Genomic DNA, 21,686 nt, shown 5'->3' on the forward strand with positions numbered 1-21,686 from the left:
GAGCCGCAGCGAGAACAAAGAACGGGCCCAACAGTGCAGTTGGCCGGGGGGTCGGCACGTCAGGCAACAGGAGGACGCAATGCGCACGAGTACCCGCGGGTCCCGCCGGGTGATGGCCCTCGCGGTCGCAGCCGCGCTGACGACAGGGCTGCTCGCCGGCTGCGCCGAGGACTCGGACGACGGCTCTTCGGGCGACGGGGGAGGCAACGGCGGAGGTGGCAAGACCACGCTCACCATCGGCACCTTCGGTGTCTTCGGCTACAAGCAGGCCGGTCTCTACGACGAGTACATGAAGCTCAACCCCGACATCACGATCAAGGAGAACGTCACCACCCGCACCGACGTCTACTGGCCCAAGACCCTGACGCGCCTCCAGGCCGGTTCCGGTACCGACGACATCCAGGCGATCGAGGTCGGCAACATCACCGAGGCCGTGCAGACGCAGGCCGACAAGTTCGTCGACCTCGGCAAGGAGGCCGACAAGTCCCAGTGGCTGGACTGGAAGAACGCCCAGGCCACCACCAAGGACGGCAAGCTGATCGGGCTCGGGACGGACATCGGACCCATGGCGATCTGCTACCGCAAGGACCTCTTCGAGAAGGCCGGTCTGGAGACCGACCGCGCCAAGCTCGCCGAGCAGTGGAAGGGCGACTGGGGCAAGTACGTCGACCTCGGCAAGGAGTACATGAAGAAGGCGCCCAGCGGCACCAAGTTCGTGGACTCCGCCTCCTCCGTCTACAACGCGGCCCTCGGCGGCGAGGTCGAGCGGTACTACGACAAGGACGGCAACGTCGTCTGGGACAAGTCCGCGGGTGTGAAGAAGGCCTGGAACGTCGCCATGGAGGTGGCGACCAGCGACATGTCGGCGAAGCTGAAGCAGTTCGACAAGCCGTGGGACCAGGGCTACGCCAATGGCACCTTCGCCACGGTGGCCTGCCCGGCCTGGATGATCGGTTACATCCAGGAGAAGTCCGGTGACTCGGGCAAGGGCAAGTGGGACGTGGCGGCGGCGCCGACCGCGGCCAACTGGGGCGGTTCGTTCGTCGGCGTGCCGACGGCGAGCAAGAACCAGAAGGAGGCCATCAAGCTGGCGCAGTGGCTGACCGCGCCCGAGCAGCAGGCGAAGGTCTTCGCCAAGCAGGCCAGCTTCCCGTCGACCCCGTCGGCGTACTCCGGTCTGAAGCCGGCGACCGCGACGCAGGCGTACTTCTCGGACGCCCCGATCACCGAGATCTTCTCCGCCTCCGCCGAGACCATCCCCACCCAGTACCTGGGCGCCAAGGACCAGCCGATCGGCACCGCGATCACCGACATCGGCATCCTCCAGGTCGAGCAGAAGGGCAAGTCCGCCGACGAGGGCTGGGACGCCGCCACCGCGGAGATCAAGGACGTGCTCGGCCAGTGACCAGCTCCAAAGAGGCCCTCGCGCATCCCGCGTCGAGCGCCGACGCCGCGCCCGGTGACCAGCCGGGCGCGGCCGGCCGCGCGCACGGTCGCGGTACGCCGCCGCCGGGGAGCACTTCCTGGCGGAGCCGGCTGTACCGCTGGGACATGAAGGCGTCGCCGTACGCGTTCATCGCCCCCTTCTTCATCGTCTTCGGGGCGTTCTCGCTGATCCCGCTCCTCTACACGGCCTGGTACTCGCTGCACAACGTGCAACTGGCGAACCTGGACGGCCAGTCCTGGGCGGGCCTGGACAACTACCAGAACCTGCTGTCCTCGGACTTCTTCTGGAACGCTCTGTGGAACACCTTCACCATCGGCGTGATCTCCACGGTCCCGCAGCTGCTGATGGCGATCGGCCTGGCGCACCTGCTCAACTACAAGCTGCGCGGCTCGACGGTGTGGCGGGTCGTGATGCTCACTCCGTACGCCACCTCGGTGGCGGCGGCGACGCTGGTGTTCGTGCTGCTGTACTCCTGGGACGGCGGCATGATCAACTGGCTGCTGGAGTTCGTCGGCATCGACCCGGTCAACTGGCGTGAGTCCGACTGGGGTTCGCAGTTCGCGGTCTCCTCGATCGTGATCTGGCGCTGGACCGGCTACAACGCGCTGATCTATCTCGCCGCCATGCAGGCGATCCCGGCCGACCTGTACGAGTCGGCGGCCATCGACGGCGCCAACCGCTGGCAGCAGTTCATCCATGTGACGATCCCGCAGCTGCGGCCGACGATCCTGTTCACGGTCGTCGTCTCGACGATCGGCGCGACCCAGCTCTTCGGTGAGCCCCTGCTGTTCGGCGGGGTGAGCGGCTCGAAGGGCGGCTCCGAGCACCAGTACCAGACGCTCGGTCTGTACATGTACGACCAGGGCTGGATCATCGGCAACCTCGGCAAGGCGTCCGCGATCGCCTGGTCGATGTTCTTGATCCTGCTGATCGTCGCCGTGATCCAACTGCTGGTGACCCGACGGCTGAGGAAGTCCCAATGACAACAAGTGAACTGACGACTCCTCAGGCAGCGACGCAGAAGGTACGACAGCCCCGGAGCCCCCGCGTGATGGGTGCGGGCAAGCAGCTGCACGCCGGCCCGCTCACCTACGTCGTCCTGGCCGTCTTCGCACTCGTCTCGCTGGCCCCGCTGGTGTGGACGGCGATCGCGGCCTCGCGCACGGACCGGCGGCTCGCGGAGACGCCGCCGCCGCTGTGGTTCGGCGGGAACCTGTTCAAGAACATGGACCGGGCGTGGGAGGAGGCCGGGCTCGGAAAGGCGATGTTCAACACCATGTTCGTCGCCGGCACGATCACCATCAGCACGGTGCTGTTCGCCACGCTGGCCGGCTTCGCCTTCGCCAAGCTCCGCTTCCGGTTCTCCGGCGTCCTGCTGCTGCTGACGATCGGCACCATGATGATCCCGCCGCAGCTGGCGGTCGTACCCCTCTATCTGTGGATGGCGGACCTCGGCTGGTCGAACCAGCTCCAGACGGTCATCCTGCCGACGCTGTGCACGGCCTTCGGTACGTTCTTCATGCGGCAGTACCTGGTGCAGGCGCTGCCGAGCGAGCTGATCGAGGCGGCTCGGGTGGACGGCGCGAGCAGTCTGCGGGTCGTCTGGCACGTGGTGTTCCCGGCCGCCCGGCCCGCGATGGCGGTCCTCGGACTGCTGACCTTCGTGTTCGCCTGGAACGACTTCCTGTGGCCGATCATCGCCCTGAACCAGGAGAACCCGACCGTGCAGGTCGCCCTCAACTCCCTCGGCACCGGCTATGTCCCCGATCAAGCGGTGATCATGGCGGGCGCCCTGCTCGGCACGCTGCCGCTGCTGATCGCCTTCCTGCTGTTCGGCAAGCAGATCGTGGGCGGCATCATGCAGGGCGCGATCAAGGGCTGACGCCCGGTCACATCGCCTTTCCGGTACGTCGCTTGGGGCCGGGTCATTGCCGCCTCGGCCCCTCTCCCCCTCGGCCCCTCTTCCCTCATCCCCCTCCCCTCCTACTCCCCTTCTACCCGTCGGTCTCCACGACCCCCTATGGGAGCGCTTCCATGCCTGAGCCCATGACCTCCGTGTCGTTTCCGCCCGCCTTCCTCTGGGGCGCCGCGACGTCCGCGTACCAGATCGAGGGGGCGGTGCGGGAGGACGGCCGTACCCCGTCGATCTGGGACACCTTCAGCCATACGCCGGGACGGACCGCCGGCGGCGAGCACGGTGACATCGCTGTCGACCACTACCACCGCTACCGCGACGACGTGGCGCTGATGGCCGAGCTCGGCCTCACCGCGTACCGCTTCTCGATCTCCTGGTCGCGCGTGCAGCCCACGGGCCGGGGCCCGGCGGTCCAGCGGGGCCTGGACTTCTACCGCCGGCTGGTGGACGAGCTGCTCGCCCACGGCATCAAGCCGGCCGTCACCCTCTACCACTGGGATCTGCCGCAGGAGCTGGAGGACGCGGGCGGCTGGCCGGAGCGCGACACGGCGTACCGGTTCGCCGAGTACGCGCACATCGTCGGCGAGGCGCTCGGCGACCGCGTGGAGCAGTGGATCACGCTGAACGAGCCGTGGTGCAGCGCGTTCCTGGGCTACGGGTCGGGCGTGCACGCGCCGGGCCGTACGGAACCGGAGGCCTCCCTGCGCGCGGCCCACCATCTCAACCTCGCGCACGGTCTGGGCACCTCGGTCCTGCGTACGGTGATGCCGGCCCGCAACACGGTGGCGCTCAGCCTCAACTCCTCCGTGGTCCGGCCGCTTTCGCAGGACCCGGCGGACCTGGTGGCGGCCCGGAAGATCGAGGACCTGGCCAACGGGATCTTCCACGGCCCGATCCTGCACGGCGTCTACCCCGAGACGCTCTACGCGGCGACGGAGCCGGTGACGGACTGGTCGTACGTCCTGGACGGCGACCTCGCGGCGATCCACCAGCCGCTGGACGCCCTGGGTCTGAACTACTACACCCCGGCGCTGGTGTCGGCGGCCGAGACGGACGTCAGCGGCCCGCGGGCGGACGGCCACGGGGCGAGCGCGCACTCGCCGTGGCCGGGGGCGGACGACGTGCTGTTCCACCAGACTCCCGGTGACCGCACGGAGATGGGCTGGACCATCGACCCGACCGGCCTGCACGAGCTGATCATGCGCTACTCCCGGGAGGCCCCGGGCCTGCCCCTCTACATCACCGAGAACGGCGCGGCCTACGACGACAAGCCCGACCCCGACGGCCGCGTCCACGACCCCGAGCGCGTCGCCTACCTCCACGGCCACCTCTCCGCGGTCCGCCGCGCGATCGCCGACGGCGCCGACGTCCGCGGCTACTACCTGTGGTCCCTGATGGACAACTTCGAGTGGGCGTACGGGTACAGCAAGCGGTTCGGGGCGGTGTACGTCGACTACTCGACGCTCGCCCGGACGCCGAAGTCCAGTGCGTACTGGTACGGGGAAGCTGCTCGGACCGGGACGTTGCCGGCGGTGGAACCGGAGATCTAGACGGATCCGCCCCGGCCGGATGGGGGGAAGACCGGCCGGGGCGTGCCCCTGTGGGCTCAATGGACCCGAGTGGTGGGTCAGTTGTAGGCCGCGAACGCCTTCGAGAACGCGAACTTCTCCTGGAGGATCGAGCTGCACGTGGCGTCCGCCGCCGGCTTCTCGCCGCCCGCGCACTGCTTGTCGCGGGTCGCCGACCACATCGACAGCCAGCCGAGGCCCTTGGACTTGGCGAAGTTCACCAGCTGGGTGGCGTCGTCGACCTTGAAGATCTCGGTGACGACGTCGTTGACGCCGATCATCGGGGTGACGGCGACCGTCTTCCAGGCGGCGCTGTCGGAAAGGCCGAGCACACTCTTGACCTGGGCCTGGGTGGCGGTGGCCGCCTGCTCGGCGTAGGTGCCCATGTCGTCGCTGTACGCGGGGCCGTAGTCCATCGCCATGATGTTGACGGTGTCGATCTGCACGCCGTTCTTCTTGGCGTCGGCGAGGAGGTCGACGCCGGGCTGGGTCAGGCCCTCCGGCATGACGGGGAGGGTGAAGGAGACGTCCAGGTCGGGGTGGGCCTCCTGGAGCTCGGCGATCGCCTGGGCACGGCGGGTGTTGGCCGCCTTGTCAGGCAGGGCGCCGCCCTCGACGTCGAAGTCGACCTTGGTCAGCTTGTACGCGCTCACGACCTTCTCGTACGCCGCCGCCAGCGCGTCCGCCGAGGAGCAGGTCGTCGCCAGCTCGCTGCCGGCCGCACCGCCGAACGAGACACGGACGTCGCCGCCCTTGGCACGCAGGTCACCGATCTGCGCGGCCACCGCGTCGCCGCCGAGGTCGGTGACGCCGCCCCACTTCGGGGTGCAGCCGCCGCCGTCGGTGACGAAGGCGAGATTGTAGTCCTTCACGCCGGTCGCCTCGGCGCTCGCGACCATGTCGAAGGCCGGGTGGAGCGAGGTGTCGATGTACGGGGCGAAGCCGGCGGTGGCGGCCGTTCCGGATCCGGGGGTCTGCGAGGGCTTGGCGGTGGGGGTGGCGGACTGGGTGGGCGGCGCGCTCTGGGTGGGGGTGGCCGTCGGCTTCGCCGGGCCGGATTCGGTGGCCGTCGGGCGGCCGCTCGGCTCGGGTGTCGCGCTGTCGTCCGCGGAACACTTCGCGTCGTCGATCAGACAGCCCGCCGGAGCGCCCGTGCCGTTGACGACGAAGCCGACCGTCACCGACTCACCGGCGGCCAGGCCGTCCTTGTCCCACTTCGGCGGCGTCGCGGTGACGTGCTGCCCGCTCACACTCGACTCGGCGTTCCACAGCGAGCTCAGCTTCGAGCCCGACGGCAGGTCGAACTCCAGCTTCCAGTCCTGCTGTGCCTGACCGCTGTTGTTCGTGACGACGTACTGCGCGGTGTAACCCGTCGACCAGTCACTGGTCTTCGTGTACGCCGCTCCGATCCCGGCGGCCTGCGCGGTGCCGGTGAACACGAGCGCGGCGCCGCCGACCACGGCCGCGGCGACGAGACCGCCGATCGCCTTGTTCCTGCCGCTGATCTTGCGCCGGTGGGTGCTCATCGCGTGTCTGCCTTTGCTGTTCGGGGTGGGGGGTGCGGCAGCACGCTAGCGATCTCGAATCGGGCAAAGCTCCTGATCCGGGCGGGGGTTGGGGACCTTAGGGTGCGCTTAAGGAAGGGATCGGGAGCGGTTAAAGGTCGAGACCAATCTGCCCGGTCGGCGACGGCGTACCGAACCCCGGTGGCCCCTGCGCACCGGCGCCCGCGCGTCCAGCTGGATCCAGATCCGCACCTCGGTCCCGCCGAGCACCGACGACCCGATCCGTACGTCCCCGCCCGTGGACTCCGCGAGCTGCCGCACGATGTCCAGCCCGAGCCCGGTCGACCCGGCGCTGCCCGAGCCGCGTCCGCGTGCCATCGCCGCCTCGGGGTCGGATATGCCGGGCCCCGCGTCCGAGACGAGCACGATCACCGCGTCCTCGCCGTTGTGCACGTCGACCGCGAACGCCGTGCCCTCGGCGGTGTGCCGGAAGACGTTGCCGAGCAGGGCGTCCAGCGCGGCCGCCAGATCCGCCCGGGCCACGGGTATCCGCACCGGCCGGTCCACGCCGGCCACCCGCACCTTGCGGCCCTCGTCCTCCGCAAGCGCCGACCAGAACGCCATGCGCTCGCGCACCACCTCGGCCGCGTCGCACCCGGCGCCCGGGCCCGCCGCCACCGTCTGCGGCTTGGCCTCCCGGGCCGTCCGGATGATCGTGTCGACCTCGCGCTCCAGCTGGGCGACGGCGGCCCTGGTCTGCTCGGCGGCCGGACCGTCCCCGAGCGAGGCCGCGTTCAGCCGCAGCACCGTCAGCGGCGTCCGCAGGCGATGAGAAAGGTCGGCCGCCAGCTCCCGCTCGTTCGCGAGGAGTTGTACGACCTGGTCGGCCATCGAGTTGAACGCGACGGCCGCCAGCCGCAGTTCGTTCGGCCCCTCCTCGGGCACCCGGGCGCCCAGCTTCCCCTCCCCCAGCTCGTGGGCGCCCTCGACCAGGCGCTGTGCGGGCCGCACCATCCGTACGCCGAGCCGGTCGGCGACCGCGACCGACCCGACGATCAGGGCGAGGCCGACGCCGGCGAGCACCGCCCAGGCCGTGGTGAGGCCGTTGGTGACCTCTGCCTCGGGGACGTACACCTCGACGACGGCGATCTCCCCGGAGCTCAGCGCGACCGGCTGGAGCAGCGTGGACCCGCCCGCGACCTCGGCGGTCGAGGCGCGGCCCAGCCGTCGTACGGTCGCGATGTCCTCGGCGGCGGCGCGCTGCCGGCCGAGGTCGACGGCGGCCGCGTCACCGGAGGCCGGTATGTGCACGGCCATGCCCGCGTCCGACCCGGCCGAGGCGACGACCCGCTCCAGTTGGTCCCGTTCGGTGGTGATGGACAGGGCCGGGGCGACGGCGGCGGCCTCGCGCTCGGCGTTGGAGAAGGCGCGGTCGCGGGCCATCTCCCTGATGACCAGGCCGAGCGGGACGGCGAAGGCGACCACGACCATGGTGGTGACCGCCAGGCAGACCTTGACCAGTGCCCATCTCATCGCGGCGGCTCCAGCTTGACGCCGACGCCCCGCAGGGTGTGCAGATAGCGCGGGCTGGCGGCCGTTTCACCCAGTTTGCGGCGCAGCCAGGACAGATGGACGTCGATGGTCTGGTCGTCGCCGTACGACTGCTGCCAGACCTCGGCGAGCAGTTCCTTGCGCGGGACGACGACGCCGGGCCGTCCGGCCAGGAAGGCGAGCAGGTCGAACTCGCGGCGGGTGAGGTCAAGGCTCGCACCGTCCAACTCGGCCTGGCGGCGCAGCGGGTCGACGGTCAGGCCGCCCACGCGCAGCACGCTGGAGGGGGCCGCCTCGCCGCCGTTCGACCGGGCCCGGCGCAGCACCGCGGACATCCGGGCCGACAGGTGCTCCACCGAGAAGGGCTTGGTCAGATAGTCGTCCGCGCCCGCGTTCAGCAGCCGGACGATCTCCGCCTCGTCGTCCCGGGCGGTGGCGATGATCACAGGTACGTCCGTGATGCCGCGCAGCATCTTCAGGGCCTCGGAGCCGTCCAGATCGGGCAGACCGAGGTCCAGGATGACCACGTCGAAACGGAAATGGGCGACCTCGCGCAGCGCCTCCAGTGCCGTACCGACGCTGCGCACCGTGTGGGTGGCGTCGGTCAGGTGCCGGATCAGCGCCGAGCGTACGAACTGGTCGTCCTCGACCACGAGCACACTTGCCATGCGCCGCACCGTACGCCATGCGACCGAGCCCGGTCCGGGCCTGTGGACAACTCGCCCCCTGTGGACAACTCGGCATCCAGGGGCGCCCGTGCGGCAACCGCGCGACACGTCCGGGACGCGTGAGGCAGTATGGCCCGCGATGCGCAGAGGACTCGTACACGTACTGGCTTGGTCGCTCGCCACGGGCGCGGCGGTCACGCTGTCGTGGTGGGGTGTCCACACGGTGATGGCCGGCACGGTGTACGACCGGCCGCGCGCCCTGCCCATCACGGCGGCCGAGGGGACGACCCAGGAGTCGAAGCCGCTGGCGTCGTCCACGAACCGGCCGACCCCCTCGAAGACTTCCTCCAGTCCCTCGCCGAAGCCGACCGGGACGCCTCGCACGCCGGATCCGTCGAAGAAACCGCCCAAGAGCACCAGCCCCTCCCCCACCACGTCCGGCCGGGTCAAGAGCTATGACACCGACGGCGGACGCGCGGTCTTCGACATCGGCGAGACCTCCGCAACCCTCGTCTCGGCCACCCCGGGCGCGGGCTGGTCGATGCAGGTGTGGAAGACGGAGACGTGGATCCGGGTGGAGTTCGGCTCCGGCGCGGACCGGGTGTCGGTGTTCTGCACCTGGCACGACGGGCCGCCGCGGGTGGAGATCGGAACCTACTGACCGCCCCCGCGCGGCCGCCGGTTCACCTGAAGACGGAGGCGGGCGGCGCCGGTGAGGCGACCGCGGCCGCGTCCGTGACGGCTGCGGCGCCGCCGGTGAAGTCGGTGAGGGACCTGCCGTGTTCGACGCGGCCCGGGTGCGGGTCGGAGGCGGTGAGGCGGGTCAGTTCGGCGATCGGGAGGGGCCGGTCGGAGGCGACGAGAACCGCGTTGCCGAAGCGTTTGCCGCGCAGCACCGTCGGGTCGGCGACCAGCGCGCACTCGGCGAACCGGGCGACGGCGGTGGCGATCTGGCCGCGCAGATGCGCGAGCGGCGGCCCGTCGGCGAGGTTGGCGGTGTAGACGCCGCCGGGTTTCAAGGCCCTGCGTACGTCGTCGAGGAACTCCGTCGACGTCAGGTGGGCGGGGGTGCGGGCCCCGCTGAACACGTCGGCGATGACGAGATCGGCCCACCCGTCGGGCACCTTGGCGAGCCCGTCCCGGGCATCCGCCGACCGCACCCGGATCCGGGCGTTCGGATCCAACGGCAGTTCGCGTCTGACCAGTTGGACGAGGGCGCCGTCCCGCTCGACGACCTGCTGGGTGGAGCGGGGCCGGGTGGCGGCGACGTAGCGGGCGAGCGTGAGGGCGCCGCCGCCGAGGTGCACGGCCTGCACGGGCTTGCCGGGTGCGGCCACCAGGTCGATGACGTGCCCGAAGCGGCGCTGGTATTCGAAGGAGAGGTGGGCGGGGTCGTCGAGATCGACGTGCGACTGGGGAGCGCCGTCGACGAGGAGGGTCCAGGCCCGGGCGCGGTCCGGGTCGGGTATCAGCTCGGCGAGCCCTCCGTCGACCTGTTCGACGACGGCATCGACTGCGGCCGACCGGCGCCGGGTTTTCCTGGGCTTCCTCATTGGGTCATTGTCGCAAGTGGGAGGCGGTGCCGCCCGGGCAGCGGCGTCAGCTGCAGTTGTCGGCCGCCTCGATCAATCGCGCGGCCTCCCCCAGCGCCTTGCGCAGCACCGCGGGATCCGTCGCCAGGTCGGCGTCCCCGGGCGGCAGGAGCCAGTCCGAGCCCTCGACGGGCGGCCCGGGGTTCAGGTTCAGGCTCATCCCGCGGCCGTCGGTCTCCGTGCAGGTGCTGCCGGGCACGTCCCAGGCGGCCGCCGTGCCCGGCGGGACCACGAAGCCCAGTGTGTCGCAGTCGTCGTCGTGCAGGACGGGGCCCACCGCTTCACCGGTCGCGCCCCGCCGCAGGATGTCGACCGCCTCCAGGCCCTGCCGCGCCGGAACCGTGACCACGTCACAGCCCGCCTCCGGCGGCTCGCTGCACTGTGCGGTCGGCGCGTGCCCCACCGTCGTCGACGGCGTATGCGGAGCGATGCTCTGGCTGGTCTCCATCTCGACCTCCACCACGGAACCCCTTTTGCAGTCCGAAGAGTTCAACGCGGCACGGCGTCAACGGCTACGGCGGAAGTCCGCCGCAAAGGATGGCAGTTCATGGCAGATCCTGCATGAGATATCCGTTTTGTAGCCAAACACTGCGTGGCGGCTCCGCTACAGCAGGTACGTTCTTGCCCGCTGGAAGCAAGGGCACCACACGGGTATTCGGTACGGATACCCGGTTCGGACATTCCGTTCAACTCGCCCGGATTCCGGCATGGTTCGACGGTTCGCACGAGAGGACCCGGCCATGGCGTCGTCAGAGCTGACCTCGTCCCAGTCCCCCAGGCCGCCACGGCCGAATCTCGCGTTCCGGCAGTTGCGCGGACAGCGCTCGCCGGCCGAGTTCGCCGCGGCGGTACGACGGGCCGCGCGCGAGATCGGCGAGCGGGTCAGCTGTGACGCGCGTTACGTCGGACGGGTCGAGGCAGGCGAGATCCGCTGCCCCAACTACGCGTACGAACGGGTGTTCCTGCACATGTTCCCCGGCCGCACGCTCACCGACCTCGGCTTCGCGCCCCGCTCGTCCGTACGCGGACGCCGGGCGCATGCCGACGAGGACGCGCCCCTCGTGCACATCACGAGCCCGGTGTGCATCACGAGTGAGACGTGGGGGGCTCACGAGCCGTATGACCAGAAGGACTCGCTGAACCCGCAGGACCCGTACGACCCGTATGCCGCGTACGCCGCATACGGAGCACAGCAGAACCACGAGAACGACGAGATCCACGAGGAGAGCGACGTGCTGCGTCGCGCATTCATGACCGGCGGAGGCGCCACGATGGCCGCCGCCTCGCTGAGCCCCCTGGGGCTCACCTTCGACGCCGCGGCCGCGGAGCGTCCCGTCAGACGTGTCGGGGGCCGCGAGGCGGACGCGCTGGAGGAGGCCGTACGCCGTATCCGGCTGCTCGACGACCGGCACGGGGCCGACGGCCTCTACCGGCGCGCGGCCGCTCCGCTGCGTGCCGCGTACGAACTGCTCGACGCCGGTACGACCCGGCAGGCGACCGGCGAACGGCTCCACGCGGGCGCCGGTGAACTGGCCATCTCGGTGGGGTGGCTGGCGCACGACTCGGGGCGGTTCGACGACGCGCGCTCGCACTACGCGGAGGCGTTGGCCACGGCCCGGATGGCGGGCGACCCGGCGCTCGAGGCGCACGCCTTCTGCAACACCTCGTTCCTCGCGCGGGACGCGGGCCGGCCGCGGGAGGCCGTGCGGGCGGCGCAGGCCGCGCAACGCGTCGCGCGGCCCCTGGGCTCCTCCCGCCTGATGTCGCTGCTGGCGCTGCGCGAGGCCGGCGGCTGGGCGGGGCTCGCCGACCGCACCGGCTGCGAACAGGCCCTCGCCCGCGCGCAGGCCCTCTACGACCGGGGCAGCTCGGACGCCGACCCCGAGTGGATGAGCTTCTACGGAGAGGCCGAGCTGGAGATCCTGGAGGCGCAGTGCTGGTCGATGCTGGGCAACTGGCAGCGGGCCGCGCGGCACGCCGGGCGGGCGGCCCAGCTCCAGGACCCGCACTTCACACGCAACATCGCCCTCTACACGGCGGAACTGGCGGACGACCTGGCCCGCGGGGGCCGTCCCGATGAGGCGGCGACGGCCGGGATGCGCGTGCTGGATCTCTTGGACCAAGTGCAGTCGTCGCGGGTGCAGACGATGCTGGCGGGGACGGCGCGGGTGCTGTTGCCGCACCGCAGGGCGCGTGGAGTGTCGGCGTTCCTGGAACGCCACGCGAGCGTGCCGCGCACGGTGTGACGGCCCGCGGGCGACGCCGGCCGGCGCGCTATCCGGCCAGGTGTCCCAAGTCGTTCCAGCTCTCGATCGCCGGCTCTCCATAAGCCCACCCGAGCACGGACAGCGACGTCGGGTTCAGCCGTATCCGTGCCGCGAAGTCGAGCGGCAGCCCCAGCCAGCGCGCGCCTATGGACCGCAGGATGTGCCCGTGCGCGAAGACCAGCACGTCACGGTCCTCCGCGCGCGCCCATGCCACCACCTCGTCGGCCCGGGCCGTCACCTCGGACAGGGTCTCGCCCTCGGGCACGCCGTCGCGCCAGATGAGCCAGCCGGGGCGGATGGCCTGGATGTCCGCCGGAGTCATGCCCTCGTAGGCTCCGTAGTCCCACTCCACGAGCGTGTCCCAGGTACGCGCGCGTTCCCCGAAGCCGGCGAGTTCGCACGTCTCACGCGCGCGTGACAGCGGGCTGGTGCGGATCTCGACCCCCGCCAGCCCGTCGTACGGCGACCCGTGCAGGCGCTCGCCGAGCAGCTTCGCGCCCTGGCGGCCCTCCTCCAGGAGCGGCACATCGGTCCTGCCCGTGTGCTTGCCGGACAGCGACCACGCCGTCTGTCCGTGCCGGGCGAGCAGGATGCGCGGTGCCATGAAGGAGCCTTTCCCGGGAGAAATGAAGAAGCGGAACCCATCCATCATCGCGCACGCTGTGCCGGGGCAACCCGGTGGGCGATCTCTGCGTCTTGAGGGCCGGGGCGCCTGAAGGGGGCTCGCGCATACACCGTAAAGTGGTACGACCGGTCAACCGGGCGCTGACAAGAAGGGGGAGGCGATCGGATGCCACACGCCGATATAGCTGGCGTGGAGGCGACGCCGCGGACCCGCCTGCGCTGGTGGACCGAGCTGCCGCTGATATTGCTGGTCTACGCCTGCTACTCGGCGGGCCGACTGCTCGCCCGGGGCGATGTCTCGCACGCCGTCGACCACGGCCTGGCGATCCTGGACATCGAAAAGGCCCTGTACCTGAACGCGGAGCACCCGCTCAACCGCCTCTTCACGCGCGAGCCCTGGATCGGCGTCCCGGCGGACTTCTGGTACGCGTCGCTGCACTACCTGGTGACGCCCGTGCTGCTGGTCTGGATCTTCAGGTCCCGCACCGTGCGCTACCGCGCGGCCCGCACCTGGCTGATGACGTCGACCTTCATAGGCCTGATCGGCTTCACCCTGCTGCCCACCTGCCCGCCCCGGCTGCTCGCCGGGAGCTACGGCTTCGTGGACACGATGGCGCAGTACAGCTCGTACGGCTGGTGGGGCGGCGAGGCGAGTGCGCCCAAGGGCCTCGGTGGCATGACGAACCAGTACGCGGCCATGCCGAGCCTGCACGTCGGCTGGGCGCTGTGGTGCGGGGTGATGCTGTGGCGGTACGGCGGGACGCGCCTCACGAAGGTCGCGGCCGTCGCCTACCCCCTGATCACGACGATCGTGGTGATGGGCACTGCCAACCACTACTTCCTCGACGCGGTGGCGGGCGCCGCCGTGATGGGCGCCGGGCTGCTGCTGACGCCGTACGTCATGCGGACCGCGGACCGGGTCCGGGCACGCTTCGGGGCGGTGGCCGCACCCGTCGCGACGGCCTCCGTCGGCACGGTCGCCCGGGGCGCCGACGCCATGGTCACGAGCGGCGTCGGTGCCAAGGTCACGAGTGGCTCCGGCACCACGGTCACGAGTGGCTCTGCCGACGCTTCTTCCTCAATTGTCAGTGGCGGATGCCAGACTTCCGCGGGTGAGCGAATTCCACGGCAGCGCGAGTCCCGGTTCGGATCCGGAGCCGAGCCGAGTGCCTCTCCCCAGGACGCGGGGGACGGCGCTCCGGCACCGGCTCGCTGAGCTGCGCGGTCCCGAAGTCCCGGCCAAGGCGCTGGACGCGCGCGCCCTGGCCGCCCTCGCCGCCAACCCCGGCTGCAAGCGCAGAGCGATCCTGGACGGCGCCGGGGTGAACAAGGCCGCGCTGGCGAGCGCGCTGGGCTCGCCGGCGGTCTTCGGGCAGTCACAGTTCGCCTTCACACGCGGCAACGCCTTCGAGGCCAAGGTCAAGGCGGACGGCGGCGCGGAACTGCTGCGCCTGGTCCACGAGAAACTGGACCGCGCTGCCGAACCGCCCGCCCACGCGCGTGTGCCGGAGCTCGTCGCGTCCGGCCCCGAGGGCCGCACGGCACGTACGGCACTGGCGCTGCGCGAGGCCACCGAGGCACGCGGCGAGTGGACGCTGCTCGACCACCCCATGCTCGCGCTGGACGTCGCCGGGTCGCCCGCCTTCCTGGAGCCGGACGCGGTCGTCGTGCACCCGGACGGCAGCTGGACGGTCGTGGAGATCAAGTCCTTCCCGATGCTGGACGGTTCCGCGGACGCGGCGAAGGTGGGCGCGGCCGCGAGGCAGGCGGCGGTGTACGTCATGGCGCTCGAGCAGATCGCCCGCCGTCTCGGCGCGGAGCCGGAGACAGGAGCCGAGACCGAAGCTGAGGCGCTGCGGGGGCAGAGCGCCTCGGACAGCGCTCCCGCCCCCCGCGTACGCCACCGGATCCTGCTCGTCTGCCCGAAGGACTTCTCCAACCTCCCCACCGCGTCGGCCGTCGACGTCCGCAAGCAGCGCGCGGTGACCTCCCGCCAGCTGGCCCGCCTCACCCGCATCGAGGACATCGCCGACACGCTCCCGGCCGGCACCTGCTTCTCACCCGAGCTGCCCGAGGCCGACCTGACGGCTGCCGTCGAGTCGGTCCCGGCGGCCTACGCGCCCGAGTGCCTGTCCGCCTGCGAGCTGGCCTTCCACTGCCGCGCCCGCTCGCGTGCGGCCGGCGCGGTGACGTCGCTGGGCCGTTCGGTGCGGGCCGAGCTGGGCGGCCTGACGACGGTCGAGGACGTCCTGTCGGCGGCCCGCGGTGAGTCCGGCGACCCGGACGACCCGGCGGTTGCGGCCCTGCGCAGGGCCGCGCGGCTGCGCGCCGAGGCCCTCGGCCGGGACGCCCGGGACCTCGGTCAGGATGCCGGTGCCCTCGGCGCGGAGGCGGTGGCCGCGTGTCACTGATCTCCACCCTCGCCCGCCTCGAAGCCGTCAGCACGGGCCGCGCCCAGCCCGCCGCCACCGTCCACCACCGGCGCCTGACCGAGCGGCCCCTGGTCTTCGTGCCCCTGACCACCGCCGGTGAGGCCGGCGCCCCGCTCGGCGCGCTGGTCGGCACGGACCGGGACGCCCCGCACCTGCTGGTGGTCCCGCAGCCACGCGACCGGGACCTCAGGTTCGCCTTTCTGTCCGAGCTGGCGGACGTCGTCCTGCCGCACCTCGACGCCTTCGCCGAGGACGTCGAGGCCGCCGAGCGCAACGAGACCGATCCGGAGACCGGCAAGCGGGTCAAGGTCGAGGTCGAACTGTGCGCGGACGCACCGCAGTTGATCGTGCCCAGCCGCGCGGGCGTCGACTTCGTGCGGCTCCTCGGCCGTTCCATGCGCTTCAGGCGTACGGCGGAACAGGACCCGGAGACCCCCTACCCCGCACCCCCGCGCGTGCCGTTGCTCGGCCGCTGGCTGACCCACTTCGGCGAGCGAGCCCGCGTGCCGGGCTCCTCGCTGCTGCTGGCCATGACCGACGTACTGGCCCGGCACTGGGCGACCGGGCAGTCCACCCTGGAGGACCAGCACCTGGGCGCGCTGCTGGCGTGGATCGCCCCGCCGCAGGGTGAGACGGGCGCCGAGGCGGCACTGCGCGCGGAACTCGCGCGGGACCGCGACGGCCAACTGCTGTGCCCGCCCGCCGGTCCCGCCACCGACCCGGCCTTCGACAACAAGCTGCTCGCCCCCGCCATCGAGCGCTACGACCGCGCGCGTACGGCCCTCGCCGCCGCCGAGGACGGGCTGGAGGCCGACGACCGGCTCGGGGACCTGACCGCCGCCGAGCGGAAGATCCGCGCGCTCGTCGAGAGCCGGACCCGGCCCACCTGGGACGCGGTGTGGCGGGGCCTCGACCTGGTGCGGGAGCTGCCCGAGGCCGGGCGGGTCGAGGAGCGGTGGACCCGGGACCGCTGGTCGTTCACCGGCCACCGCGACCGCGTCGTGGCCGGCGAGCCCCCGCAGCCGCGCCGCGACGACGCGGTCACCGCCGCCAACAAGCTCGCCGCGCGCGAGCGCGAACAGGCCCGGCTGGAGGCGCAGGAGGCGCTCGACGACCCGTTGGTGATGGCGGGGCGGCGGCTGGCCGGGGAGGCGTTCGCGGGCGAGGTCACCGATGTCGTCATGGCGTACAGCGAGGGCAAGCGGCCCAGTCCGCGCCCCCTGGTCACCGTTCGCACGGATGACCGGCCGCATTTGGGCGAGCGCGCGAAGGTGTTCCGGTCGCTGGGTGGGAAGCCTCAGTCGGCGGAGTTCGTCGGCTACGAGGGGGACTTCGGGGATGACGGGGCGCTGATGGTGCTGCGGGTGCTGGACAAGATGGGCCGCGGCAAGGAGCCGGAGGAGGGGTCGGTGCCGGAGAAGGGCGACCTGGTCTGCTTCACGCTGTTCGAGCACGAGCAGCGCGGCGGCGCGAAGCTGCCCGACCCGGAGGAGACGCCGTGGACGCACGGCGGGCCGCCCGGGGAGCAGGTGTCCGAGGCCGCCGATCCGCTGACCCAGGAGGACGTCCTGTGACGGCCGTGTTCGACCCCGGCGCCGCGGCGACCGAGGCCACCGACGCGATCCTCCACGACACCCTGCACGGCACCGCGCGCGGTGTCGTCGTCGACTCCCCGCCCGGCGCCGGCAAGTCCACGCTCGTCGTCCGCGCGGCCCTCGAACTCGCCGACGCCGGGCGCCCGCTGATGGTCGTCGCACAGACCAACGCCCAGGTCGACGACCTGGTGCTCAGGCTCGCCGAGAAGAACCCCGAGCTGCCGGTGGGGCGCCTGCACAGCAGCGACGCCGACCCGTACGACAAGGCGTTGGACGAGCTGCCGAACGTACGCAAGTCGGCGAAGGCCGGCGACCTGAGCGGCCTGTCGGTCGTCATCTCGACGGCGGCCAAGTGGGCGCACGTCAAGGTCGACGAGCCCTGGCGGCACGCGATCGTCGACGAGGCGTACCAGATGCGCTCGGACTCGCTGCTCGCGGTGGCCGGCCTCTTCGAGCGGGCGCTGTTCGTCGGCGACCCGGGTCAGCTGGACCCGTTCTCCATCGTCGGCAGCGAGCAGTGGGCGGGCCTGTCGTACGACCCCTCCGGGTCCGCCGTGACGACCCTTCTGGCCCACAATCCGGAACTGCCCCAGCACCGCCTGCCGGTCTCCTGGCGCCTCCCGGCCTCGGCCGCACCTCTGGTCTCCGACGCCTTCTACCCCTACACGCCGTTCCGCAGCGGCACGGACCACGGTGACCGCAGCCTGGCCTTCGCGGTCCCGTCGGACGGCTCGGGCCCGGACCGGGTGATCGACGAGGCGGCTCAGTCGGGCTGGGGGCTGCTGGAGCTGCCCGCCCGGCACACCCCGCGCACGGACCCCGAGGCGGTACGGGCGGTCGCGACGGTCGTACGGCGCCTCCTGGACCGGGACGGCGCGGCGACCTCGGAGCGCTCGCCGGATCCCGCGCCCCTCACCGCCGACCGGGTCGCGGTCGGCACGGCCCACCGCGACCAGGCGGCGGCGGTCCGGGCGGCACTGACCGAGCTGGGGGTGACGGACGTCACCGTGGACACGGCGAACCGCCTCCAGGGCCGTGAGTACGACGTGACCGTGATCCTCCACCCGCTCTCCGGCCGCCCCGACGCCACCGCCTTCCACCTGGAAACGGGCCGCCTGTGCGTCCTCGCCTCCCGCCACCGCCACGCGTGCATCGTGGTGTGCCGGGCAGGGGTGAGCGAACTGCTGGACGACTATCCGTCGACAGAGCCGGTGCAACTGGGGACGGTGGTGAAGTTTCCTGATGGCTGGGAGGCGAATCATGCGGTGCTGGCACGGCTCACCGAGCATCGGGTGGGGTGGCGGCCATGATCATGCGGTGCCGGCGCGGAGCATCGGGTGGGGTGGCGGCCGGGGTAGAACCCGGCGACCGTCCCTCTGACCTGCGCCCGGTGCCCACTTGCGTGGGCGCGGGACAATGGACGGTGGGCCGGTCCGCTGGGGATGCCTCCGCTCGCGGGGGAGGGGGACGGTGACCTACGAGATCGGTGACGTACGAGGAGGACAAGACATGGCGGAGCCCACGCCGCGTCGGAACGAACCGCGGCTACGCCCCGCGCCCCTGCTCTTCGAGCCCGCGCAGGCGGCCTCCGATCCGGAGCACTTCTTCGACCTGGAGTCGATCGACGACCCGCGGGCACTGCTGGCGCGGGCGACCGAGCTGACGCAGGCGTTCCGGGCGGCGACGGACCGTGCGATGGAGTTCCAGGCCATCGCGGCGGCCCAGCTGGCGGATCCCCGGCGCTTCGACCGGCTGACGCCCGCCGACATCGCCGCGCAGGCCGAGTGGACCGAGGACTACGCCAAGAAGATGGTGGAGTTCGGCAGGGATCTGATGCGGGGGGTCGAGGGACCGGGACACGTCGACCCGGTGTGACCGCTGGGATCGACGGGACGGACGGGACGGATCCGCGCGTGCCCCCATGGCATATGCCAGGCGGGCGGGCAAGATACGCCCTGCCACCCCGCCCTGTCCCGGTTTCCGGGAACTCCAGGGAACGAAGTGCTCACCGTCGGTAGATGTATCTGCCATGAGCAGCACAAGCAATGCCCCGCTCTCGCCCGCCTCCCTCACCGCGGACGGCGCCGCCTGGCTCGCTTCCGCAGAACCGTATCCGCGCAGCACCCGGGCGCTCTGGGACGAGCAGCCGACGGCCCCCGTGGTCCTGGACTGCGGTTCCGTCTTCGACATCGTGAGCGCACCCGCGATCTTCGGCCGACGCATGGTCGACCAGCTCTGGGAGGAAGGCCCGGGATCGGGCCCGGTGGCGATGCTCCGGGGCCGGATGCTGCTGTTCGCCGCGCCCGGCACGGCCCAGCGGCTGCCCTCGCTGCTGCGGTGGGAGGAACTCGGCCGTGTGGGCGACGTCCCGCCGCTCCTGTGTCACGGCTCCGGAGACGCGGTGACCGTCCCGGGCGGGTCCGCCGCCGACACCCCCTCCGGCTCCCGCTGGCTGGTCGCCCCCGACACCCGTAGTCCCTGGTTACCGGGCCCCGAGGTACTGCTCTGGGCGGCCGTGCGGGCGGCTCGCGCGGCCGTTCGGATATCGATTTTTCCCCACCCCGATCAGGGTGCTAAGGTCTACGACGTCAGCAGGCGCCGCTAGCTCAGTTGGTTAGAGCAGCTGACTCTTAATCAGCGGGTCCGGGGTTCGAGTCCCTGGCGGCGCACAGACAGGGAAGCCCCTCGCGGAAGCGGGGGGCCTTCGCTTTTGAGGAGGGATCTCCCGGTCCCGCAGGGGGCGACTGGGGGTCCAGGGGTCATCCCTCGGGGAATGCAGCATCCGCGGGTCCGGGGTTCGAGTCCTTGGCGGCGCACAGGCGGTGAATGCCCCTCGCGGAAGCCGGAGGCTTTTCGCATGCCCCCGGCGCACAACCCGCTCGCCGGGCGCACAACCGGCCGGCCCGGCACACAACCGGCCCCCGGCACGCACTGCTACCGCCCCGGCACACCACCGGGCACCAGGCGTGCCCGTACCGCCCCGGCGCACATCCGGCCCGCCACGCGACCCCGCACTCGGCGCACGCGCTACCTGACCGCCGTGATCTTCACCGTCCACGCCCCCGCAGCCGTCCGCCCCTCCACATCCACCCGCACGCCCTCCTCCCGCACCGTGAAGTTCTCGCCGAGCCCCACCGGCGCATCCGCGAGCGGCGGATACACGGACTCCTCCCAGCAGGCCTCACTGTGCGGATGGGCGTCGATCACCTCGACCGGCCCTCCCCCGGACTCGGTCTCGCTGCGCACCCGATACACCAGCACTCCCTGCCGGCAACCCTGCACGTCGTTGCCCACGGAGCCGCGCACCTCGAAGGCGAGGGCGCTCTCCGGCCCGGTGGGGACGACGGCGAGCTTGATGCCGCGGCCCAGCCCGAAGCCCGGGACGGCGGCACCGGGCGAACTGCCGTAGGAACCGCCGTACGCCCCTCCGAACACGCCGACCGCTCCGTACGGGCCGGGCGACCCGGCCGCTCCCGTCTGCGCCGGGACCCCCGGCCCCGCCGACAGCGGCTCCAGCGTCAGCCGCGTGGAGCCGGCGCCCTGCCCCTGCACGCACACCACCTGCCGCGGCTCCAGCCACCCCAGCTTCCACTTGTGCCAGCCGAACAGATCCGGTGCCATGCCGAACTGGCTGCCCATCAGGTCCCAGTCACCGACGTACGTGTCCCAGTCACCCTTGCCGTCCACCGGGCGGTGGTACAGGTCCGGCAGGTCGAAGACATGGCCGGTCTCATGGGCGAGGACCAGCCGGTCCGGCGGATGGTTCTCGAACACCGTGACGACGCGCCGGATGTCGGTGCCGTCGGCCCGCAGCGGGGTGTCCAGGTTGACGACCTTCGTGGCATCGGAGTCGACACCGGGCGCGTCCGGGTCGGCGACGAAGTAGACGATGTCGTAGCGGGAGAAGTCCACCGCCCGGTCCGCCACGGCGAGCGCGTCACGCAGATAGGCGGCCCGGTCGGTGACGCGCCAGTCACGCTGTATGGCGTACGCCGTCGACGGGCGCGGCATGCGGAGCCAGTGCCGGAGCGGATGCGGGCGCAGGGTGAATCTGCCGTAGGAAGCGCGTTCGAAGAAGCGGGTGGTGGCCGGGAAGTGGTCGGCCGTCAGTTCGGCGGGTGTCGTCAGGGGTGCCGAGTCCGGGAAGGACAGGAAAACCATGACCGCGTCGAGTTCGCGGGTCGGGCGCGGATAGGCGGCGTTCCAGGTGTCCAGGCCCTCGGAGTGGTGGGCCGCGGTGCGCTTGAGGGCACACGGCGCGGGATCGAACGGTTCGGCGATCGAGGGGCCGGCGAACAGGGCGGTCGCGGCGAGCGCGGACATCGTGGTGAACACCGCGGCGGTGCTGCGCAGTCGGGGCCGGTCCCGCAGCAGGCCCATCCCACGGAGCAGGGGGAACTGACGCGGCACGTGGACCTCCGGGAGCGGTTCGCGGGACACCGCACCCAGCCTGTGTCGGATTGTCGTACTACGTCCTGTTCAGCTGCACCAGACGGGTGAGAGGGACGAGGGATCGTCAGAA

Annotated in this window: 19 protein-coding genes and 1 tRNA gene; 13 read left to right on the forward strand and 7 right to left on the reverse strand. The window is 71.6% G+C overall.

The window, feature by feature from the left end; all coding sequences use genetic code 11:
- Positions 1-79: 79 nt before the first annotated feature.
- From ACZ7M7_RS06385 to ACZ7M7_RS06400, 4 genes are all read left to right on the forward strand, one after another.
- Positions 80-1,405 (forward strand): ABC transporter substrate-binding protein, encoded by a 1,326-nt coding sequence (locus ACZ7M7_RS06385; protein WP_472113300.1) that lies wholly within the window; start codon positions 80-82, stop codon positions 1,403-1,405.
- Entirely contained in the window at positions 1,402-2,430 is a 1,029-nt protein-coding gene (locus ACZ7M7_RS06390; RefSeq protein WP_472113302.1) for a carbohydrate ABC transporter permease, read from the forward strand. Before ACZ7M7_RS06385 ends, ACZ7M7_RS06390 begins: the two co-directional genes overlap by 4 nt.
- The gene (locus ACZ7M7_RS06395; RefSeq protein ID WP_383609065.1) at positions 2,427-3,329 is read left to right on the forward strand and encodes a carbohydrate ABC transporter permease; all 903 of its coding nucleotides are present in this window, start codon (positions 2,427-2,429) and stop codon (positions 3,327-3,329) included. The genes ACZ7M7_RS06390 and ACZ7M7_RS06395 overlap by 4 nt, the downstream gene beginning before the upstream one ends.
- A gap of 164 nt (positions 3,330-3,493) precedes the next feature.
- Positions 3,494-4,912, forward strand: coding sequence for a GH1 family beta-glucosidase (locus tag ACZ7M7_RS06400; protein ID WP_472113966.1), 1,419 nt, complete (start codon positions 3,494-3,496; stop codon positions 4,910-4,912).
- A 77-nt stretch (positions 4,913-4,989) separates the two neighbouring features.
- Here ACZ7M7_RS06400 and ACZ7M7_RS06405 read toward each other — a convergent pair whose 3' ends face one another.
- The 3 genes from ACZ7M7_RS06405 to ACZ7M7_RS06415 form a co-directional block, all read right to left on the reverse strand.
- Complete coding sequence (locus ACZ7M7_RS06405; RefSeq protein ID WP_472113305.1) at positions 4,990-6,456, reverse strand: glycoside hydrolase family 18 protein; 1,467 nt, start codon at positions 6,454-6,456, stop codon at positions 4,990-4,992.
- A gap of 108 nt (positions 6,457-6,564) precedes the next feature.
- Complete coding sequence (locus ACZ7M7_RS06410; RefSeq protein ID WP_383609059.1) at positions 6,565-7,968, reverse strand: sensor histidine kinase; 1,404 nt, start codon at positions 7,966-7,968, stop codon at positions 6,565-6,567.
- Positions 7,965-8,654, reverse strand: coding sequence for a response regulator transcription factor (locus tag ACZ7M7_RS06415; RefSeq protein ID WP_383609056.1), 690 nt, complete (start codon positions 8,652-8,654; stop codon positions 7,965-7,967). The genes ACZ7M7_RS06410 and ACZ7M7_RS06415 overlap by 4 nt, the downstream gene beginning before the upstream one ends.
- Before the next feature lie 139 nt (positions 8,655-8,793).
- Between ACZ7M7_RS06415 and ACZ7M7_RS06420 the strand changes: the two genes are divergently transcribed.
- Positions 8,794-9,315 (forward strand): hypothetical protein, encoded by a 522-nt coding sequence (locus tag ACZ7M7_RS06420; RefSeq protein WP_427844888.1) that lies wholly within the window; start codon positions 8,794-8,796, stop codon positions 9,313-9,315.
- Positions 9,316-9,337: 22 nt separating this feature from the next.
- On the opposite strand, the gene ACZ7M7_RS06425 is transcribed toward ACZ7M7_RS06420, so the two are convergent.
- Together ACZ7M7_RS06425 and ACZ7M7_RS06430 are read right to left on the reverse strand one after the other, a co-directional pair.
- Complete coding sequence (locus tag ACZ7M7_RS06425; RefSeq protein ID WP_472113309.1) at positions 9,338-10,207, reverse strand: spermidine synthase; 870 nt, start codon at positions 10,205-10,207, stop codon at positions 9,338-9,340.
- Positions 10,208-10,253: 46 nt separating this feature from the next.
- Positions 10,254-10,694, reverse strand: coding sequence for a hypothetical protein (locus ACZ7M7_RS06430; protein ID WP_472113311.1), 441 nt, complete (start codon positions 10,692-10,694; stop codon positions 10,254-10,256).
- A gap of 292 nt (positions 10,695-10,986) precedes the next feature.
- On the opposite strand from ACZ7M7_RS06430, the gene ACZ7M7_RS06435 reads away from it, so the two are divergent.
- Positions 10,987-12,492, forward strand: coding sequence for a hypothetical protein (locus ACZ7M7_RS06435; protein WP_383609047.1), 1,506 nt, complete (start codon positions 10,987-10,989; stop codon positions 12,490-12,492).
- Between the two features lie 28 nt (positions 12,493-12,520).
- Here the strand turns inward: ACZ7M7_RS06435 and ACZ7M7_RS06440 are convergent, their stop codons facing one another.
- On the reverse strand, positions 12,521-13,117 hold the full coding sequence (locus tag ACZ7M7_RS06440) for a histidine phosphatase family protein (RefSeq protein WP_451171052.1): 597 nt from the start codon (positions 13,115-13,117) through the stop codon (positions 12,521-12,523).
- 186 nt (positions 13,118-13,303) lie between these two features.
- Here ACZ7M7_RS06440 and ACZ7M7_RS06445 point away from each other — a divergent pair, with 186 nt between their 5' ends.
- From ACZ7M7_RS06445 to ACZ7M7_RS06475, 7 genes are all read left to right on the forward strand, one after another.
- Positions 13,304-14,353, forward strand: a complete 1,050-nt coding sequence (locus ACZ7M7_RS06445) for a phosphatase PAP2 family protein (RefSeq protein WP_472113314.1) — start codon at positions 13,304-13,306, stop codon at positions 14,351-14,353.
- Entirely contained in the window at positions 14,304-15,548 is a 1,245-nt protein-coding gene (locus ACZ7M7_RS06450) for a hypothetical protein (RefSeq protein ID WP_472113316.1), read from the forward strand. Before ACZ7M7_RS06445 ends, ACZ7M7_RS06450 begins: the two co-directional genes overlap by 50 nt.
- Positions 15,539-17,143, forward strand: a complete 1,605-nt coding sequence (locus ACZ7M7_RS06455) for a hypothetical protein (RefSeq protein ID WP_472113318.1) — start codon at positions 15,539-15,541, stop codon at positions 17,141-17,143. The genes ACZ7M7_RS06450 and ACZ7M7_RS06455 overlap by 10 nt, the downstream gene beginning before the upstream one ends.
- Entirely contained in the window at positions 17,140-18,474 is a 1,335-nt protein-coding gene (locus ACZ7M7_RS06460; protein WP_472113320.1) for an AAA family ATPase, read from the forward strand. Before ACZ7M7_RS06455 ends, ACZ7M7_RS06460 begins: the two co-directional genes overlap by 4 nt.
- 199 nt (positions 18,475-18,673) lie before the next feature.
- On the forward strand, positions 18,674-19,039 hold the full coding sequence (locus tag ACZ7M7_RS06465) for a hypothetical protein (protein ID WP_369271252.1): 366 nt from the start codon (positions 18,674-18,676) through the stop codon (positions 19,037-19,039).
- A gap of 154 nt (positions 19,040-19,193) precedes the next feature.
- Complete coding sequence (locus tag ACZ7M7_RS06470) at positions 19,194-19,769, forward strand: bifunctional DNA primase/polymerase (protein ID WP_451171036.1); 576 nt, start codon at positions 19,194-19,196, stop codon at positions 19,767-19,769.
- A tRNA-Lys gene (locus ACZ7M7_RS06475) sits at positions 19,760-19,833 on the forward strand. Before ACZ7M7_RS06470 ends, ACZ7M7_RS06475 begins: the two co-directional genes overlap by 10 nt.
- Positions 19,834-20,191: 358 nt before the next feature.
- Here ACZ7M7_RS06475 and ACZ7M7_RS06480 read toward each other — a convergent pair.
- A complete protein-coding gene (locus ACZ7M7_RS06480; protein WP_472113323.1) occupies positions 20,192-21,604 on the reverse strand; it encodes a M6 family metalloprotease domain-containing protein in 1,413 nt (470 codons plus the stop codon).
- Between the last annotated feature and the right edge of the window lie 82 nt (positions 21,605-21,686).

The sequence above is a fragment of the Streptomyces sp. NPDC111606 genome, assembly GCF_055656945.1.

Coding starts and splice junctions, on each gene's coding strand:
- ACZ7M7_RS06430 (WP_472113311.1), bottom strand. CDS start 10,694: ATGGAGACCAGCCAGAGCATCGCTCCGCATACGCCGTCGACGACGGTG.
- ACZ7M7_RS06470 (WP_451171036.1), top strand. CDS start 19,194: ATGAGCAGCACAAGCAATGCCCCGCTCTCGCCCGCCTCCCTCACCGCG.
- ACZ7M7_RS06465 (WP_369271252.1), top strand. CDS start 18,674: ATGGCGGAGCCCACGCCGCGTCGGAACGAACCGCGGCTACGCCCCGCG.
- ACZ7M7_RS06400 (WP_472113966.1), top strand. CDS start 3,494: ATGACCTCCGTGTCGTTTCCGCCCGCCTTCCTCTGGGGCGCCGCGACG.
- ACZ7M7_RS06410 (WP_383609059.1), bottom strand. CDS start 7,968: ATGAGATGGGCACTGGTCAAGGTCTGCCTGGCGGTCACCACCATGGTC.
- ACZ7M7_RS06425 (WP_472113309.1), bottom strand. CDS start 10,207: ATGAGGAAGCCCAGGAAAACCCGGCGCCGGTCGGCCGCAGTCGATGCC.
- ACZ7M7_RS06420 (WP_427844888.1), top strand. CDS start 8,794: ATGCGCAGAGGACTCGTACACGTACTGGCTTGGTCGCTCGCCACGGGC.
- ACZ7M7_RS06435 (WP_383609047.1), top strand. CDS start 10,987: ATGGCGTCGTCAGAGCTGACCTCGTCCCAGTCCCCCAGGCCGCCACGG.
- ACZ7M7_RS06415 (WP_383609056.1), bottom strand. CDS start 8,654: ATGGCAAGTGTGCTCGTGGTCGAGGACGACCAGTTCGTACGCTCGGCG.
- ACZ7M7_RS06445 (WP_472113314.1), top strand. CDS start 13,304: ATGCCACACGCCGATATAGCTGGCGTGGAGGCGACGCCGCGGACCCGC.
- ACZ7M7_RS06440 (WP_451171052.1), bottom strand. CDS start 13,117: ATGGCACCGCGCATCCTGCTCGCCCGGCACGGACAGACGGCGTGGTCG.
- ACZ7M7_RS06385 (WP_472113300.1), top strand. CDS start 80: ATGCGCACGAGTACCCGCGGGTCCCGCCGGGTGATGGCCCTCGCGGTC.
- ACZ7M7_RS06405 (WP_472113305.1), bottom strand. CDS start 6,456: ATGAGCACCCACCGGCGCAAGATCAGCGGCAGGAACAAGGCGATCGGC.
- ACZ7M7_RS06395 (WP_383609065.1), top strand. CDS start 2,427: ATGACAACAAGTGAACTGACGACTCCTCAGGCAGCGACGCAGAAGGTA.